This window comes from Rathayibacter sp. AY1D9 (assembly GCF_002932395.1).
Classification (GTDB): Bacteria; Actinomycetota; Actinomycetes; order Actinomycetales; family Microbacteriaceae; genus Rathayibacter.
This window is the reverse complement of record NZ_PSVQ01000001.1, coordinates 210,699-226,590: the sequence shown is the minus strand read 5'-3', so window position 1 is coordinate 226,590 and position 15,892 is coordinate 210,699. Positions and strand designations below refer to the sequence as shown.

The window sequence follows — 15,892 nt, the reverse complement described above, 5'->3', positions numbered from 1 at the left end:
GACCGCGGACGTCGGGGCGCTAGTGGTGGCCGTTGCCGTGGCCGGCGGTGGCCGGGCCGACGGCCGACTTCGAGACCTGCATGAGGAACTCGACGTTGGACGAGGTCTCCTTCAGGCGCGACAGGATGATCTCGAGCGCCTGCTGCTGGTCGAGCCCGGCGAGGGCGCGGCGCAGCTTCCAGGTGATCTTGACCTCGTCGGCGCTGAGCAGCATCTCCTCGCGGCGCGTGCCGGAGGCGTTCACGTCGACGGCGGGGAAGATCCGCTTGTCGGCGAGGTGACGGGAGAGGCGGAGCTCCATGTTGCCGGTGCCCTTGAACTCCTCGAAGATCACCTCGTCCATCTTCGAGCCGGTCTCGATGAGCGCCGTCGCGAGGATGGTGAGCGAGCCGCCGTTCTCGATGTTGCGCGCCGCTCCGAAGAACTTCTTCGGCGGGTACAGCGCCGAGGCGTCCACGCCGCCCGAGAGCACGCGGCCCGAGGGAGGAGCGGTCACGTTGTAGGCGCGGCCGAGACGGGTGATGGAGTCGAGCAGCACGACCACGTCGTGGCCCAGCTCGACCAGGCGCTTCGCGCGCTCGATCGCGAGCTCGGCGACGGTCGTGTGGTCCTCGGCCGGGCGGTCGAAGGTGGAGGCGACGACCTCGCCGCGCACGGTGCGCTGCATGTCGGTGACCTCCTCCGGACGCTCGTCGACCAGGACGACCATCAGGTGGACCTCGGGGTTGTTCTGCACGATCGCGTTGGCGATCTGCTGCAGGACGATGGTCTTGCCGGCCTTGGGCGGCGCGACGATCAGGCCGCGCTGTCCCTTGCCGATCGGGGCGACCAGGTCGATGATCCGCTGGGTCAGCTTGCCGGGCTCCGTCTCGAGGCGCAGGCGCTCGGTCGGGTAGAGCGGCGTGAGCTTCTGGAACTCGACGCGCGCAGCGGCCTCCTCGACGGTCTGGCCGTTGATCGAGTCGACGCGGACGATCGCGTTGTACTTCTGGCGGCCGCCGCCCTCGCCCTCGCGGGGCTGGCGGATGGCGCCGACGACCGCGTCGCCCTTGCGCAGGTTGTACTTCTTGACCTGGCCGAGGGAGACGTAGACGTCGCTGACGCCGGGCAGGTACCCGGTGGTGCGCACGAAGGCGTAGTTGTCGAGGACGTCGAGGATGCCGGCGACCGGGATGAGGACGTCGTCCTCGCCGATCTCGGGCTCGAAGTCGTCGCCGATCGCTCCGCCGCGGCGCTTGCGGTCGCGGTAGCGGCTGCGGCGGCCGTCCTCGCCCTCGGCCTGCTGGCCGTTCTGGGGCTGTCCGGAGCCGTTCTGCTGAGGAGCCTGCTGGCCCTCGGACTGCGCGGCGCGCGCGCCCTGACCGTTCTGCGGCTGGGACTGCGAGGCGGGGCTCTGCTGAGCGTCGTTCTGGCGGTCGTCCCCGCGGTTGCGGTTCCGGTTGCGGCGGTTGCGACCGCGGCCGGTGCCCTGCTGGTCGCCGTTCTGCTGCTGGTCGCCGCCCTGCTGCTCCTGCTGGTCGCCGGAGTCGGAGGAGTCGGCGTCGTTCTCGGCGGGCGCCTGCTCGGCCTGCTCGCTCTGCTCGGAGGCGCCCCCGCGGCTGCGGCGGCGTCCGCGGCGCTCGCGCTGGCCGCCCTCGCGGGAGGAGTCGTCCGACTCCGGCCCGTTGGGCAGCTCGATGTCGATGACGGGCTTCGCAGCCTGGTCGGCGTCGCGGTCCTGCTCGATGACGGGGAGGTCGGGGATCAGCGACTCGACGCCGGTCCCGCCGGGGATGTTGAGGTGCTCGCCGGCGGCGACGGTGCCGCTGGAGGCGCGGCGCGAGCTGCGTCGGCGGGGCGCGCGCTCGGCGGGCTCGGCGACCGGCTCGGCCGCCGCGGGGAGCTCGAGCTCGACGGGGGCCGACTCGGCGGCCGTCGCGGAGGGCTCGTCGACGGTGGGCGCGGCCTGCTCGAGGACGTCGGCCGTGTCGGCCTCGGTGCTCTCGACGGGCGTCGGCAGCTCCGCCGGCGCCTCGGGCTGCGGAGCGGACTGCTCGGCCACATCGGCCGGCTCGGCCTCGACGCCGGTTGCGTCGACGTCCGGGGCGACCGCTGCGTCGTCCGGATCGACCGCGTCGGCGATCGCGGCGGGCGCGTCCTCGGCGGAGGCGGCGCGCAGGTCCGAGATGGCCTGGACCAGCTCGCCCTTGCGGAGCTTGGAGGCGCCGCCGAGGCCGAGCCGCGTCGCGAGAGCCTGGAGCTCGGCGACGCGCAGACCGGAGAGGTCGGCGGTGAGGTCCACGGTCGAGCCGTGGGTGTTGACGTCTGTCACTGGAGAGGGTTCCTTCCCCCCGGGAACGAGTGCTCACCGGGAGAGCTCATCGACCGTGCGGTGCCATCGCGTGTTCTGATCCACGCGATGCTCTCGGCCGCCGGGACCGACTGCCGCAGAGAGCGAGGAGAGGGCCCGGAGACCAGGCGCCGGTCTGCAAGAGGAGCAGGGGCGCCCTTCACACGATGTGATGGCCGTGGTTGTCGGGACGATCCGTCGGACAGATTCCGCTCGTTACGCGGTTCCTCGGGATGCGGTCCCCACTGTAGCACCCTTGAAGTCGACGGCCAGCATGTGCGCGCGCCACGGCGTGGGGGCCTCCCGCTCCACCAGATCCGCGGCGGCGAGGCGCTGTGCGGGGTCGCTGCAGAGCACCAGGACGCTCGGTCCGGCACCCGAGACGACGGCCGCGTAGCCGTGCGAGCGCAGCAGCGCGATCAGCGCTGAGGTCTCGGGCATGGCGGCCGCGCGGTAGTTCTGGTGCAGCTTGTCCTCGGTCGCCGCGAACAGCAGCTCCGGGCTCTGGATGAGAGCGGCGATCAGGAGCGAGGAGCGCGAGACGTTGAACACCGCGTCCTCGTGCGGCACGCTCTGCGGCTGCAGCGAGCGTGCCAGCCGCGTCGACATGGTGTGCTCGGGCACGAAGACGACCGGGGACACGCCGCGGTGGACCATGAGCTTCTTGGAGCGCGGTCGCAGCGGCGAGTCGTCGGCGCCGGAGGCGTGCGGCTCGACCCAGGCGATGGTGAGGCCGCCGAACAGCGCGGGCGCCACGTTGTCGGGGTGCCCCTCCATCTCGGTGGCGATGCGGAGGAGGTCGTCCGAGTCGAGCTCGACGACGCCCTCGAGCAGGCCCTTCGCGGCCATGATGCCGGAGACGATCGCGGCGCCGGACGAGCCCATCCCGCGGCCGTGAGGGATGATGTTGCGCGCGATCACCTCGATGCCGGGCATCTCCTGCCGCTGGTCGGCGAACGTGTACGCGATGGCCTGCACGACGAGGTTCGTCTCGTCGGTCGCCACCTCTCCCTCGCCGACCCCGTGCACGGTGACCCGCGCACCCGTGGCCGCGACGGCCGTCACGTCGAGCTCGTCGTAGAACGAGAGCGCCAGGCCGAGCGTGTCGAAGCCGGGGCCCAGGTTCGCCGAGGTGGCGGGGACCTTGACGTGGACGGTGCGGCCGACGGGAACCGCCGAGGTCATGCGCCGGCCAGCCCCAGCACGTCCGCGATCGCGGCGGTGTCGACCGGGACGACGGTCGGCGTGATGTCCGCGCCGTCGGCCGTGCGGAGCGCCCACTGCGGGTCCTTGAGCCCGTGGCCGGTGACCGTCAGGACGACGGTCGCGTCCTTCGGGATCGCTCCGGCCTCGGCGCGCTCGAGGAGCCCCGCGACGCTGATCGCCGACGCCGGCTCGACGAAGACGCCGACCTCGCCCGCGAGGATGCGGTACGCCTCGAGGATCTTCTCGTCGCTGATCGCGCCGAAGTAGCCGTCGCTGACGGTGCGCGCGTTGAGGGCGAGCTCCCACGAGGCCGGGTTGCCGATCCGGATCGCGCTGGCGATCGTCTCGGGGTGGCGGACCGGGGCGCCGTGCACGATCGGAGCGGAGCCCTCGGCCTGGAAGCCGAACATGCGCGGGAGGCGGGTCGACTCGCCGCGCTCCAGCTCCTCCGAGTAGCCGCGGAAGTAGGCGGTGTAGTTGCCCGCGTTGCCGACCGGGACGATGTGGAAGTCCGGCGCGTCGCCCAGCACCTCGACGACCTCGAAGGCCGCGGTCTTCTGGCCGGCGATGCGGTCCGGGTTCACCGAGTTGACCAGGTGGACCGGGTAGTTCTTCGCGAGGTCGCGGGCGATGTCGAGGCAGTCGTCGAAGTTGCCCTGCACCTGCAGCAGCTGCGCGTTGTGCGCGATCGCCTGGCTGAGCTTGCCCAGGGCGATCTTGCCCTCCGGCACCAGGACGGCCGCGGTGATGCCGGCGTGCGTCGCGTAGGCGGCGGCCGACGCGGAGGTGTTGCCGGTCGAAGCGCAGATGACGGCCTTCGCGCCGTGCTCGACGGCCTTCGAGATCGCCATGGTCATGCCGCGGTCCTTGAAGGAGCCGGTCGGGTTCATGCCCTCGTACTTGACCCACACCTTCGCGCCCGTGCGCGCCGAGAGGGCCGCCGCGGGGATGAGCGGCGTGCCGCCCTCGCCGAGAGTGATGACCGGGGTCGCCTCGGTGACATCGAGGCGGTCCGCGTACTCGTGCAGGACTCCGCGCCACTGCTTGGCCATCTCAGGCTCCTTCAACTCGTAGAACGGACGTCACGGCGCCGACGAAACCATGCGAATGGAGGGCGGTGACGGTGGCCGCCAGATCGGATTCCGCCGCGGCGTGCGTGCCGATGACCAGGGTAGCGGTCGGCTCGCGCCGCTCCGCACCGCCCTGCTCCTCCAGCGGGTCGGCGCCGGGCGGGGTCTGCACCAGGGTCTCGACCGAGACGCCGTGGTCGGCGAAGACGCCCGCGATCTGCGCGAGCACGCCGGGGCGGTCGAGCACCTCGAGGGTGACCTGGTACCGGGTGGTGACGTGGCCGATCGGGAGGACCGCGAGCCCGGAGCTCGCGCTGGTCACCAGGCCGGGGCCGCCGACGACGTGGCGGCGGGCGGCCGACACGACGTCGCCGAGGACGGCGGAGGCCGTCTCGATCCCGCCGGCGCCGGCGCCGTAGAACATCAGGTCGCCGGCCGCCTCCGCCTCGACGAAGACCGCGTTGTTGGCCCCGTGCACGGCCGCGAGCGGGTGGGAGCGGTGCACGAGCGCGGGGTAGACCCGCGCGGACACGCCCTCCACGCCGGTCTTGGCGTCGGTCAGCCGCTCGCAGATCGCGAGCAGCTTGATCACGTAGCCGGAGTCGCGGGCCTGGTCGACCTGCGCCTTCGTGATGCCGGTGATGCCCTCGCGGTGCACCAGGGTGACCGGGACGTCGGTGTGGAACGCGAGGCGGGCGAGGATCGCCGCCTTCTGCGCCGCGTCGTAGCCCTCGATGTCGGCGGTCGGGTCGGACTCGGCGTAGCCGAGCTCGGTCGCGCGGGCGAGCGCGTCCTCGAGGCTCGCGTGCTCGGTGTCCATCCGGTCGAGGATGTAGTTGGTCGTGCCGTTGACGATGCCGAGGATGCGGTGGACCCGGTCGCCGGCGAGGCTGTCGCGCAGCGGCCGGATGATCGGGATCGCGCCGGCGACGGCCGCCTCGTAGTTGAGCTGGGCGCCCACCTGGTCGGCGGCCTCGAAGAGCTCGTTGCCGTGGGCGGCGAGCAGCGCCTTGTTGGCCGTGATCACGTCCGCGCCCGACGAGATCGCCGTGAGGATGTGGCTGCGGGCGGGCTCGAGCCCGCCGATCAGCTCGACCACGATGTCGGCGCCCAGGATCAGCGACTCGGCGTCGGTGGTGAGCAGGTGCTTCGGGATGTCGGCGGTGCGGGGCGCGTCCACGTCCCTGACGGCCACGCCCACGAGCTCCAGCGGCGCCCCCACGCGCTGGGCGAGCTCGTCGCCGTGGTCGAGCAGGAGGCGCGCCACCTGGGCACCGACGGACCCGGCGCCCAGCAGGGCGACGCGGAGGCTGCGGTACTCGATCATCGGGAGGTGGCCTTTCGTTCGATGCCGGCGTCGCGGCGGAGGAGGTCCTCCTCGGTCTCGCCGCGCACGAGGACGCGCGAGCGCCCGTCGCGGACGGCGACCACCGGGGGGCGCCCGAGGTAGTTGTAGTTGCTGGCGAGCGACCAGCAGTAGGCGCCGGTCGCGGCGACGGCGAGCAGGTCGCCCGGCCGCACGTCCGCGGGCAGGAAGTCGTCGTGGACGACGATGTCGCCCGACTCGCAGTGCTTCCCGGCCACCCGCACGAGGGCGGGCTCGGCCGAGGAGGAGCGGTCGGCGATCCGCGCCGTGTAGTCGGCGCCGTAGAGCGCCGGACGGGCGTTGTCGCTCATGCCGCCGTCGACGCTGACGTAGCGGCGGACCGCGGTCGAGCCCTCGGAGCCGACCGTCACATCCTTCACGGTGCCCACCTCGTAGAGGGTGACGCCGGCGGGCCCGATCAGCGAGCGGCCGGGCTCGATCGCGATGTGCGGCACCGGGACGCCGCGGGCGGAGCACTGCTCGGCGACCGCGTCGGCGACGGCGGCCGCGATCTCGGCGATCGGGGTCGGGTCGTCGGCACTGGTGTACGCGATGCCGAAGCCGCCGCCGAGGTTGAGCTCCGGCACGGGCCCGTCCGCGAGCAGTGCCGCGTGGACGTCGAGCAGGCGCGACGCCGACTCCGCGAACCCGGCGGAGCCGAAGATCTGGGATCCGATGTGGCAGTGCAGCCCGAGGAACCGCAGGGAGGAGAAGGAGCGGATGCGGGCGACCGCGGCCGGGCAGTCGGCGAGTGCGAGGCCGAACTTCTGGTCCTCGTGCGCCGTGGCGAGGAACTCGTGGGTGTGCGCGTGCACTCCGCTGTTGACCCGGAGGCGCACCGCCTGCACGCGGCCGTGCCGCTCGGCCGCGGCTGCGACGCGCTCGATCTCGACGAGGCTGTCGAGCACGATCGTGCCCGCGCCCACCTCGACGGCCCTGTCGATCTCGCGGAGCGACTTGTTGTTGCCGTGGAGGCCGAAGCGCTCGGGCTCGATCCCGGCGGCGAGGGCCACTGCCATCTCGCCGCCGCTGGAGAGGTCGAGGTTCAGGCCCTCGTCGCGCATCCAGCGGGCGACCTCGGTCGAGAGGAACGCCTTGCCCGCGTAGTAGACCGTGACGCCGGTGCCGATCCGGCCGAGCTCGCGGGCGAAGACCTCACGCATCTCGACGGCCCTGCGGCGGGCGTCGGCCTCGTCCACCACGTAGAGAGGAGTGCCGTGCTCGCGCACCAGCTCGGCGACGGGCACTCCGGCGATCCGGATCCCGCCGTCCTCGCCGCGCTCGGCGCTGTCCGGCCACACGCCGTCGGCCAGGGCGTTCGGGTCGGCGGGCGTGTGCAGCCACTCAGGCGCGAGCGGATGCCGGGGGGCGCGGGCGCGGGCGTCGACGGTGTCCACGGGTGAGACCTCACAGGAGAGAGTGGGAGCGTCACTGCGGGGCGAGCGGGTCCGGATTGACCCCTGAAGCCAGCGATGTCAGTGTTCGGCCCGCGGAAGACGCCGGCACAGGGCTCCGATCCTACCGGTCCGGGGCGGCGGCGCCGCGCGGGCTCAGGCGCACGTGCCCGGTTCCTGCTCCGCGGGGTCGCTGAGGAACGTCGGAGAGAGCGCGAAGCTCGCGTTCAGCGACTCGTCGGCGACCTCGACTCCGGTCAGCGTCAGTCCGCGCGGCACCGAGTCCGCGATGCACACGGAGGACGGAGCGAGCAGGTCGCCGGAGACGGCGCCGAAGCGGTCGCGGAAGTCGGTCGCCGAGAAGGTCGCACCGGCGGCGGAGACCTCGGCCGGGGTCAGCCGGATGGCGCCGTCCACGGCCGCGAGCTCCATCCCCACGCCCGCGCCGAGCCGGAGGCCCAGCACCTCGACGGAGGCGGTCACGCGCACGAGCGGAGCGTCCAGGGTCACCTCGTCGACGGGAACGGTGCTGCGCTCGGTGACGAGCCGCGAGACCGAGGCCGCGTCGATCGCGACCGTGGTGCTGCCGGACTCGACCGCTCCGACGCCGCTCACCGGCACCCCGATCAGGGTCGCAGCGACGTCGCCGTCGAGCTCGCCGAACGTCACGTCCGGGCTGCGCAGGTCGAGCCGGTCCAGCCGCCCCGAGACGAGCTGCGGGAGCACGGCCCAGCCGGCGACGTCGACGTCCACCGCCCGGTCCACGGGCAGTGCGAGCGCCTCGCGGAGGCTCGCGGCGGCGCGGTCCGCGACGGCGCGGCGGGCGAGCGAGTCGCCCACCACCGCCGCGACCACGAGCAGCACCAGCACCACGACGACCACCACGGCCGCGCGTCCCCCGCGCCGGCGCCGCGGCGCAGCCCCCGACGCGCTCACATCCGGTCCGGGGCCGTGACGCCCAGCAGGGAGAGCCCGTTGCGGAGCACCTGCCCGGTCGCCTCGTTCAGGCGCAGCCGGGTCGAGTGCACGGCCTCGACCGGGTCCTCGCCCTGCGGCACGACCCGGCAGTTGTCGTACCAGCGGTGGTAGAGGCCGGCGACCTCCTCGAGGTACCGCGCGACGCGGTGCGGCTCGCGCAGCTCCGCGGCGTGCGCCACGATGCGCGGGAACTCCTGCAGGCCGCCGAGCAGCGCCGACTCGGTCGGATGCACCAGCGTCTCGGGCGCGAACGGCTCGACGGGGACGCCCGACGCCGCGGCCTTCGCCGCGACCTGGCGGGTGCGCGCGTGGGCGTACTGCACGTAGTAGACGGGGTTGTCGTTGCTCCGCTTGGTCAGCAGGTCGAGGTCGATGTCGAGGGTCGAGTCGGCCGAGGAGCGCACCAGCGAATAGCGCGCGGCGTCCACGCCGACGGCCTCCGTGAGGTCCTCCATCGTGACGACGGTCCCCGCCCGCTTGGACATCCGGACCGCCTCGCCGTCGCGGAGCAGGTTGACCAGCTGGCCGATCAGGATCTCGAGGTTCACGCCCGGGGTGTCGCCGAACGCCGCGCACATCGCCATCATCCGGCCGATGTAGCCGTGGTGGTCGGCGCCGAGCATGATGATCGCCCGATCGAAGCCGCGCTCGCGCTTGTCGAGGTAGTAGGCGAGGTCGCCCGCGATGTAGGCCGCCTCCCCGTCGCTCTTGATGATGACGCGGTCGCGGTCGTCGCCGAACGAGGTGGTCCGCAGCCAGGTGGCGCCGTCCGCCTCGAAGATGTGCCCGAGCTCGCGGAGGCGCTCGATCGCGCGGTCGACGGCGCGCGACTCGTGCAGGGAGTTCTCGTGGAAGTACACGTCGAAGTCGACGCCGAACTCGTGCAGGCTCTGCTTGATCTCGCCGAACATCAGCTCGACGCCGATCGAGCGGAAGGTCTCGGCGAGCTCCTCCTCGGGCAGGACGGCGAGGTCGCCCGGGTAGGCGGCCGCGACGCGCTCGGCGATGTCGCCGATGTAGGCGCCGCCGTAGCCGTCCTCCGGGGTCGGCTCGCCGCGGTGGGCGGCGAGGAGGCTCCGCGTGAAGCGGTCGATCTGCGCGCCGTGGTCGTTGAAGTAGTACTCGCGGGTCACCTCGGCGCCCTGCGAGAGGAGCATCCGGGCCAGGCTGTCGCCGACCGCCGCCCAGCGCGTCCCGCCGATGTGGATGGGGCCGGTGGGGTTGGCGGAGACGAACTCGAGGTTCATCCGGACGCCGGCGTAGGCGGACCCGGTGCCGTAGGACTCGCCCGCCTCGACGATCGCGCCGGCAAGGGCGCCCGCGGCCGCGGCCTCGAGCCGGACGTTGAGGAAGCCGGGACCGGCGACCTCGACCGTGGCGACGCCCTCGACCGCGCCCAGCCCCTCGGCCAGCTCGGCGGCGAGCTCGCGCGGGTTCGCGCCGACCCGCTTCGCGAGCTTCATCGCGATGTTCGAGGCCCAGTCGCCGTGGTCGCGGTTCTTCGGGCGCTCCAGCACGACGTCCGAGAGCTCGACGCCCGCATCGCTCCCCCGTCGCTGCACGGCGTCGAGGACGAGGGCGTGCAGGGAGGCGGCGAGCTGTTCGGGAGTCACGGGGAGCGATTCTACCGGCCGCCGCGCCCGCGCCCCCCGTCCCTCCTGCACCGCGGGGCCGCTCGGCAGGGCGGCGTTGCTAGGGTGCGACGCATGCGCCGTCCCGCCGCCCTCCTCCTCGTCGCCCTCGCCGCGGCGGCCCTCTCCGGCTGCTCCCCCGCGGCCGACCCGGAGCCGAGCGCGAGCGGCGCCGTCAGCGGCACGCCGATCCCCCTCGCCTGCGAGCAGCTGGTCCCGGCCTCGGCGCTCGCGGGCCTGTGGGGCGGATTCTCCCCGGACGACGGCATCGGGACCACCGCCGTCTCCGAGGAGATCGCCCAGTACGACGGCCTGGTCTGCGGATGGTCCGACGATTCGGGCGCCGAGCTGCAGCTGGCCGTGGCCCACCTCGACCCCGCGGTGATCGAGGCGCTCAAGAACGAGTTCTTCACCACCAGCAAGGCCGTCCCCACCTACGGCAAGCCGCCGGAGATCGAGGGCTACTACCAGGTGGCCGAGGGGCGGGGCGTCGCGGACGCCTTCGTCGGCGAGTACTGGATCGAGGCGTCCAGCGCCTCCTTCGTCGAGCCGGGCGACCCCGAGCCGCTCGTGCGGTCGGCGATCGGCGTCCTCGCCGGCTGAGCCCCGGCGTCAGCCCAGGCGCACCGGCGAGACGTGGTCGTCGACGAGCGCCGCGTCGCAGTCGGCCTCCACGCTCATCCCGGTCAGGCGCAGGTCCGTCAGGTAGCTGCTGAGGAACGCGGTGTCAGCCGTGTCCCGGCCGGACGAGATGCGCAGCATCGACCCGCGCGGAGCCAGCCGGGTCGCGTCCACGACGTGCCAGGCGCCGCCCACCCAGGCCTCCGTGACCGCGTGGAAATCCCGCGGCTCGACGCCCGGCGCGTAGACCGCCGTCACCCGGGCGGGGATGTCGAGGGCGCGGAGCAGCCCGGCGACCGTGTGCGCGAAGTCCCGGCACACGCCCTGGCCGCTCTCGATGACCTGCGCCGCTCCCCCGGTGCCGACCGTCGACCCGTAGACGTACGACAGGTGGCCGTGCACCCATTCCTCGACGGCCGTCAGCGCCTCGAAGCCCCGGGCCCGCCCGAATTCGCGCCGGGCTATCCCGCCGAGCACGTCCGCCTCGGCGTACCGGCTCGGCCGCAGGTACTCGACGAGCTCGAGCTCGCTCGGCTCGTCCGGAGCGCCGTGCCCGGCGACCCGCGCCCGGTACTCGACCCGCAGGTCGCCCTCGTTCCCCGCGACGCGGTGCACGCGGGCGCCGTGCCGCGCCGGGAACTCCCGCACCGGCACGTCCTGCCCGTCGAGCCGGACGGTGAAGGAGTCCTCGAACGAGTCGCCCGTGGGCGTCGCCGCCACCAGGAAGATCAGGTCGGTCGGGCCGTTGAGACGCAGATCCAGCGAGGCGGAGACGGTGCGCAGCATGGCTCCATCGTGGCATGCGGGAGGACCGCTCCCGGCGTCGGGGCCCGCCCCGCCCGGGTGCTAATGTGGTCAGGCACTCCTGGCCCCCATAGCTCAGGGGATAGAGCACTGCCCTCCGGAGGCAGGGGCGTAGGTTCGAATCCTACTGGGGGCACCACCTCGAAAGGCCCGGAATCACGCGGAAGTAGCGCGATCCGGGCCTTGTTCGTTCCCGGGCTCTGCCCACGTTCTGCCCACAACCGCCCGCTGAATGGCCTGATCGAGGGCGGCTGAGACCGCGTCCAGGTCGTCCTCGAAGAGGTCCGCGTACACGTCGAGCGTGACCGCTGCGGAGGCATGCCCGAGCATGCGCTGCACGGCCTTCACGTTGGCGCCGGCGCTGATCGCGAGAGACGCTGCGGTGTGCCTCAGCGCGTGGGGCGTGAGCTCTGGCCGGCCGATCGACTCCGCGGCCGCGTCGAGCCATCCACGGCGGAACACGCGGCCCCTGAGCCATCCGTTCCCGCGGCTCCCGGGGAACACCGGATCATCTGGCGCGCGGCCGGCGACGTGCGCGCGCAGCTCCGCGACGATCGACGCCGGGACAGGGATCGACCGCGCCTCGTAGTCCTTCGGGGTCGACTCGTGCTGCACTCCCCCGACCTCGACGACGGTGTGCGACACCTCGAGCCGCCCGCGGCGCAGGTCGACGTCACGCACCCGCAGGCCGGACAGCTCGCCCCAGCGGAGTCCGCAGTACGCGAGGACGCGCACGAGGAGCCCGTAGCCGTTCCGGGCGCCGCTCTCCGCGCCGCGGCCGATCGCGTCGACGGCGGCCGCGAGCTGGGCGACCTCGTCGTGCGAGAGGTAGAGCTTCGCGGCGGCGGTGACCTTCGGGAGCTTCAGCCCGTGCGCCGGGTTCGCCGGGATCCGCCCGTCGCGCTGTGCGGCAGTCAGCGCCCCGGAGAGCACGTTCACGATCTTCCGCACGCTCGAGGGCGACTGCGTCGCGAGCAGCTGGCTCGCCCACGCCTGGACTGTGCCGTGAGTGAGCTCTCCGAGCGGGTACCGACCGAGCGCCGGCACGATGTGGCCTTGCATGATGCCCTCGGCGCGCTCCCGCGACGTCGCCCGAAGATCGGTGCGGGTCGTCATCCAGTCGGTCAGCCACTCCCCTACGGTGACGCGGGACTTCGACGGGTCGAGGTAGATGCCGCGGACCTTGTCGAGCTCGACGGACGCGAGGAACAGTTCGGCCTCACGCTTCGTGCGGAATCCACGCTTGTCCGTCTGAGAGTGGTCCGGCTTCCGGTAGCGGACGCGGTACCGCTTGCCGGCCGCCGTCTCGTAGGGGGTGACGCTACCCACCGTCGCGCTCGGTCTGTCGCGAAAGGCCTGTCGACAAGAGCTGGACCTTCCAGTCGAGCATCCCCGCTTCCCGGGCGGCTCGGATGCGGTTTGTCGCAGTCCGGGGAGAGACCTTCAGGTCTCGTTCCACGGCCTTTGCCGGCGGCTCAGAAGCGGCCGAGGCGAGCAAGTAAACGAAGGCGACGTAGCGCAACGAGAGCGCGGGGCTTTCTTCCTTGAAGCGCAGGGGCAGGGTCTCGCGCGAGCCGATCCAGTGCGCGATCGATACCGGAGGGCTCTCCTCAGGATCCTCGGTCTGCACGAAAATTCCCTGTCGGCTAGCAATGCGCAGATAGTCGAGCACTCGAACGGTCCGAAGCATCGCCCCTGTCACGTCCTCCGAGGCGATCCTCAGGGCTCGCGCGCGGTACCTCAGAGATTCGGGGTCGAACTCTGCATCGATCTCCACGTCGAACGCAGCGCCAGGCTCCTCGGTGATTGCGACCGTGAGCATCGGCACTATCAGCACTGGACCGAGCGGTCCGGCTACTCGGAGAGTCGCGTCCCTCCAGCGCACGCGCTGGCCGGACGGGGTGCGCGCGTCGATGTTCACGGCTCCATAGTGCCGGACGTTGACAGCGCACGGAAATCATTCCCGTGCGCTGACTTGACACGGCGGCGCACAGTCGGGAAGATCGTCAGTGCGTACCCGTGACAGGGCGACGCATCAATCGACTGAACGGAGCTTCGATGACTGTCCACAACCCCACCGCCTCCCGGGAGGCGCGCCGATACCTCAGCATCGATGAGGTCTGCGAGATGGTCCCCGGGGTGACACGCGCGAACCTGGCCCAGATGCGCTTTCGCGGCATCGGACCTCGCTACCTGCGCCCGTCCCCGCGCGTGATCATCTACGACCGCGCGGACATCGAGGCTTGGCTTGCCGCCTCCGCCCGCACAAGCACCGCGGCGGCGTCTTAGATGGCCGGCGCGAAGCTCGGCGAGGTCCGCGTGACGCTCGCGATCGAGGGATCCACCACCCGAGTCGCAGCCGTGCAGCTCACCCGCGGGAAGACGATCACAGCGGGGCTGCTCCTGCGGTTATTGCCCCGCCTGACGCAGGACCTGACGGAGACCCTCGAGCGCCTCAGATCGCGCGAGGAACACCCGGCAGGACGCAAGCCGCTGTGAGCCGCTCTCCCGCGTCAGGGACCCGTGTCCACCCCGACACCCGCCACCAACAGGAAAGGGCCGCACCGCCGTCATCACCGGCTGCGCGACCCGAAGACTCCCGCTCGACCTACCAAGAAGAGAGAGAACCCATGTCCACCGTGATCGTACCGCCCGCCCCCGACACCTCGTCAAGCGGGACGACCGTGATCGACGACCGCACCCCGCTCAATCCGCTGGAAGTCGACTACGCCTCCCGCTTCGAAGGGTGGGCGACCGTGGTGCGGTTGTTAGCCCGGCCCGTCTACGAGGCGGACGGCTACCGGTTCGCTGGCCGGATCGTCGAGGACGAAGCCGCGAGGCGGTTCATCATCCGGATGTTCGCCGGCTCCACGATCGGTGACCTGCAGCAGATGCAGCTCACCCTCCGGCAGGTGCGCGGGGGCATGTACGCCCGCCTCCCGTGGGTCGACCTCGCGGACGGCCGCCGAGTGGTCACGCTCTCCGCCGAGCCGTTCGGCGGACTCCTGATCCCGTGCCGCGAGCCGGCGTGCGTGAACTACCGCGGCGCGCACGTCATCGGCGAGGACGGCAGCCCGTGGCATCAGCACGCCGCGCTCAAGCTCGAGGACGAGCGCTGGCGAGTGCAGGTGCTCCGAGCCGATGACGAGCCCGAGTGGATCGTCGAGCTCTCCGTCGATGACGAGTGCAGCGGCGACGAGGCCGCAGCACTCTCGCTCGCGCTGGCCGCGGCCGCAGACGAGGCACGCAGGCTCAACGCGCCCCGGGAGGTGAATCGCTGATGACGGACTCCAGGCTGCCGGGCCCTTGGTTGATGAACCCCATCATGGACGGGCTTTCGGATCGCGCCTGGCGAACGTTCACCGGCTCCCTGATGTGGTCCAACGAAGCCGGAACCGACGGACGGATCCCGACTCGATCGCTTCGTCTGCTGCACCCTGAGGGTACGGATGACGTCACGCGTGACGAACTCGTATGCGCCGGACTATGGGCGAGGAACCCGGACGGTGTCGAGGTCTGCAACTGGACGCTGATGGGGCAGGAGCTCGCGGCAGCGGTTGCCGAGCGCAAGGAGGCCGCGAGGGTCCGAGCCGCGCGATTCCGGGCCAGAACGGCCAACGGGGGGTCAAACGGGAGAGCTCGGGCTGTTCCGGTGATGCGTGACGCTGGGAGTGATGCAACGCATCGCGTCACGCGTGACGTAGGCGCGGACGTAGGACAGGACAGTGCCAGGACATCGGCAGTGCCAGATTCAAGCGAAAGCGCCGTTGAAGACTGGCCGACCACGCAGCCCGGGTCGGCCCAGACCGGCTGGATTCAGACAGCTGACGGCGAGTGGCAGGAGGCATCGTGATGGAGAACGAAGAGCATGCGGCATGGGCGATCGCGCTGGGTAGGGATCCGCTGCTGACGCCGACGGCGCGGTTCGTGCTCGTGTACCTCGGGCACCGAGCGCAGGCGGGGGTCGTGGTGTCGAAGGCGCCGGAGATCGCCCGTGACCTGGCCCTGTCGAATCGGACGGTTCACGGAGCGCTGGCGGAGCTGATCACGAAGGGTGTCATCTCGCGGCGACCGCAGAACCGGATTGGTCGGTGGCGTGAGTACCGGCTGCTGACGTCGACGAGGGAGGCGGCATGACCGACTATCGGCCCGCCGAGCAGAAGCTGATCGAGAGCGTGGTGAAGCTGAAGCGGGAGCGAAACCAGGCCCGCGCGCTGGTCGCCGAGCTGCGCGCCGACACGATCAGGGAGGCGTGCCGCGGTCGGCTCCGCAGGCTCGAGGACTTCGCCGCGTTCGTCGGCGTCGACCGGGTCCTCACCACTGACGGACGCATCGACCTCGCGATCCTCGACCGGGAGTTGACGAGCCTCCTCCGGCGTCGACCGGAGCTCGCCGCGCCTCCGGCAGATGAGCGGCTCGCGGGTTAAACTGGTCCTGCGAGAACGGTGATCCAGCCAGTGGCGGCCCGTTCTCGCAGGAGCCCCGGTGGGGAA

General features: G+C 71.9%; 16 protein-coding genes and 1 tRNA gene. 7 read left to right on the top strand and 10 right to left on the bottom strand.

Features of this window, described 5'->3' with window-relative positions; genetic code table 11:
* Positions 1–19: 19 nt before the first annotated feature.
* The 7 genes from rho to argS form a co-directional block, all read right to left on the bottom strand.
* Positions 20–2,311, bottom strand: a complete 2,292-nt coding sequence (rho, locus tag C5C50_RS01025; RefSeq protein ID WP_104272651.1) for a transcription termination factor Rho — start codon at positions 2,309–2,311, stop codon at positions 20–22.
* A gap of 234 nt (positions 2,312–2,545) precedes the next feature.
* Complete coding sequence (thrB, locus tag C5C50_RS01020; RefSeq protein ID WP_104223004.1) at positions 2,546–3,514, bottom strand: homoserine kinase; 969 nt, start codon at positions 3,512–3,514, stop codon at positions 2,546–2,548.
* Positions 3,511–4,587, bottom strand: a complete 1,077-nt coding sequence (gene thrC / locus C5C50_RS01015; protein WP_104223003.1) for a threonine synthase — start codon at positions 4,585–4,587, stop codon at positions 3,511–3,513. The genes thrB and thrC overlap by 4 nt, the downstream gene beginning before the upstream one ends.
* A 1-nt stretch (position 4,588) precedes the next feature.
* Entirely contained in the window at positions 4,589–5,932 is a 1,344-nt protein-coding gene (locus tag C5C50_RS01010) for a homoserine dehydrogenase (protein WP_104223002.1), read from the bottom strand.
* Positions 5,929–7,368 (bottom strand): diaminopimelate decarboxylase, encoded by a 1,440-nt coding sequence (lysA, locus tag C5C50_RS01005; protein WP_104225560.1) that lies wholly within the window; start codon positions 7,366–7,368, stop codon positions 5,929–5,931. Before lysA ends, C5C50_RS01010 begins: the two co-directional genes overlap by 4 nt.
* Before the next feature lie 153 nt (positions 7,369–7,521).
* The gene (locus C5C50_RS01000; protein ID WP_181133868.1) at positions 7,522–8,250 is read right to left on the bottom strand and encodes an LmeA family phospholipid-binding protein; all 729 of its coding nucleotides are present in this window, start codon (positions 8,248–8,250) and stop codon (positions 7,522–7,524) included.
* A gap of 47 nt (positions 8,251–8,297) precedes the next feature.
* Positions 8,298–9,956 carry an arginine--tRNA ligase gene (argS, locus tag C5C50_RS00995; RefSeq protein ID WP_104272649.1) on the bottom strand — a complete coding sequence of 553 codons (1,659 nt, stop codon included), beginning with the start codon at positions 9,954–9,956 and terminating at the stop codon, positions 8,298–8,300.
* Between the two features lie 93 nt (positions 9,957–10,049).
* Here argS and C5C50_RS00990 point away from each other — a divergent pair, with 93 nt between their 5' ends.
* Positions 10,050–10,577 (top strand): hypothetical protein, encoded by a 528-nt coding sequence (locus C5C50_RS00990; protein WP_104237561.1) that lies wholly within the window; start codon positions 10,050–10,052, stop codon positions 10,575–10,577.
* A gap of 9 nt (positions 10,578–10,586) precedes the next feature.
* Here the strand turns inward: C5C50_RS00990 and C5C50_RS00985 are convergent, their stop codons facing one another.
* Positions 10,587–11,381, bottom strand: coding sequence for a transglutaminase family protein (locus C5C50_RS00985; protein WP_104272648.1), 795 nt, complete (start codon positions 11,379–11,381; stop codon positions 10,587–10,589).
* A gap of 82 nt (positions 11,382–11,463) precedes the next feature.
* Here C5C50_RS00985 and C5C50_RS00980 point away from each other — a divergent pair.
* A tRNA-Arg gene (locus C5C50_RS00980) sits at positions 11,464–11,538 on the top strand.
* A gap of 17 nt (positions 11,539–11,555) precedes the next feature.
* Here the strand turns inward: C5C50_RS00980 and C5C50_RS00975 are convergent.
* Both C5C50_RS00975 and C5C50_RS00970 read right to left on the bottom strand, forming a co-directional pair.
* Complete coding sequence (locus C5C50_RS00975) at positions 11,556–12,728, bottom strand: tyrosine-type recombinase/integrase (RefSeq protein ID WP_104272647.1); 1,173 nt, start codon at positions 12,726–12,728, stop codon at positions 11,556–11,558.
* Positions 12,721–13,320, bottom strand: a complete 600-nt coding sequence (locus C5C50_RS00970) for a hypothetical protein (RefSeq protein WP_146085839.1) — start codon at positions 13,318–13,320, stop codon at positions 12,721–12,723. The genes C5C50_RS00975 and C5C50_RS00970 overlap by 8 nt, the downstream gene beginning before the upstream one ends.
* A 137-nt stretch (positions 13,321–13,457) precedes the next feature.
* On the opposite strand from C5C50_RS00970, the gene C5C50_RS00965 reads away from it, so the two are divergent.
* The 5 genes from C5C50_RS00965 (at position 13,458) to C5C50_RS00945 (ending at position 15,826) form a co-directional block, all read left to right on the top strand.
* Positions 13,458–13,688, top strand: a complete 231-nt coding sequence (locus C5C50_RS00965; RefSeq protein WP_104272645.1) for an AlpA family transcriptional regulator — start codon at positions 13,458–13,460, stop codon at positions 13,686–13,688.
* Entirely contained in the window at positions 13,689–13,898 is a 210-nt protein-coding gene (locus tag C5C50_RS00960) for a hypothetical protein (RefSeq protein ID WP_104272644.1), read from the top strand.
* A gap of 131 nt (positions 13,899–14,029) precedes the next feature.
* On the top strand, positions 14,030–14,680 hold the full coding sequence (locus C5C50_RS00955) for a hypothetical protein (RefSeq protein ID WP_104272643.1): 651 nt from the start codon (positions 14,030–14,032) through the stop codon (positions 14,678–14,680).
* Between the two features lie 568 nt (positions 14,681–15,248).
* Positions 15,249–15,536, top strand: coding sequence for a hypothetical protein (locus C5C50_RS00950; protein WP_104272642.1), 288 nt, complete (start codon positions 15,249–15,251; stop codon positions 15,534–15,536).
* Positions 15,533–15,826 carry a hypothetical protein gene (locus C5C50_RS00945; RefSeq protein ID WP_104272641.1) on the top strand — a complete coding sequence of 98 codons (294 nt, stop codon included), beginning with the start codon at positions 15,533–15,535 and terminating at the stop codon, positions 15,824–15,826. Before C5C50_RS00950 ends, C5C50_RS00945 begins: the two co-directional genes overlap by 4 nt.
* The last annotated feature ends 66 nt before the right edge of the window (positions 15,827–15,892 follow it).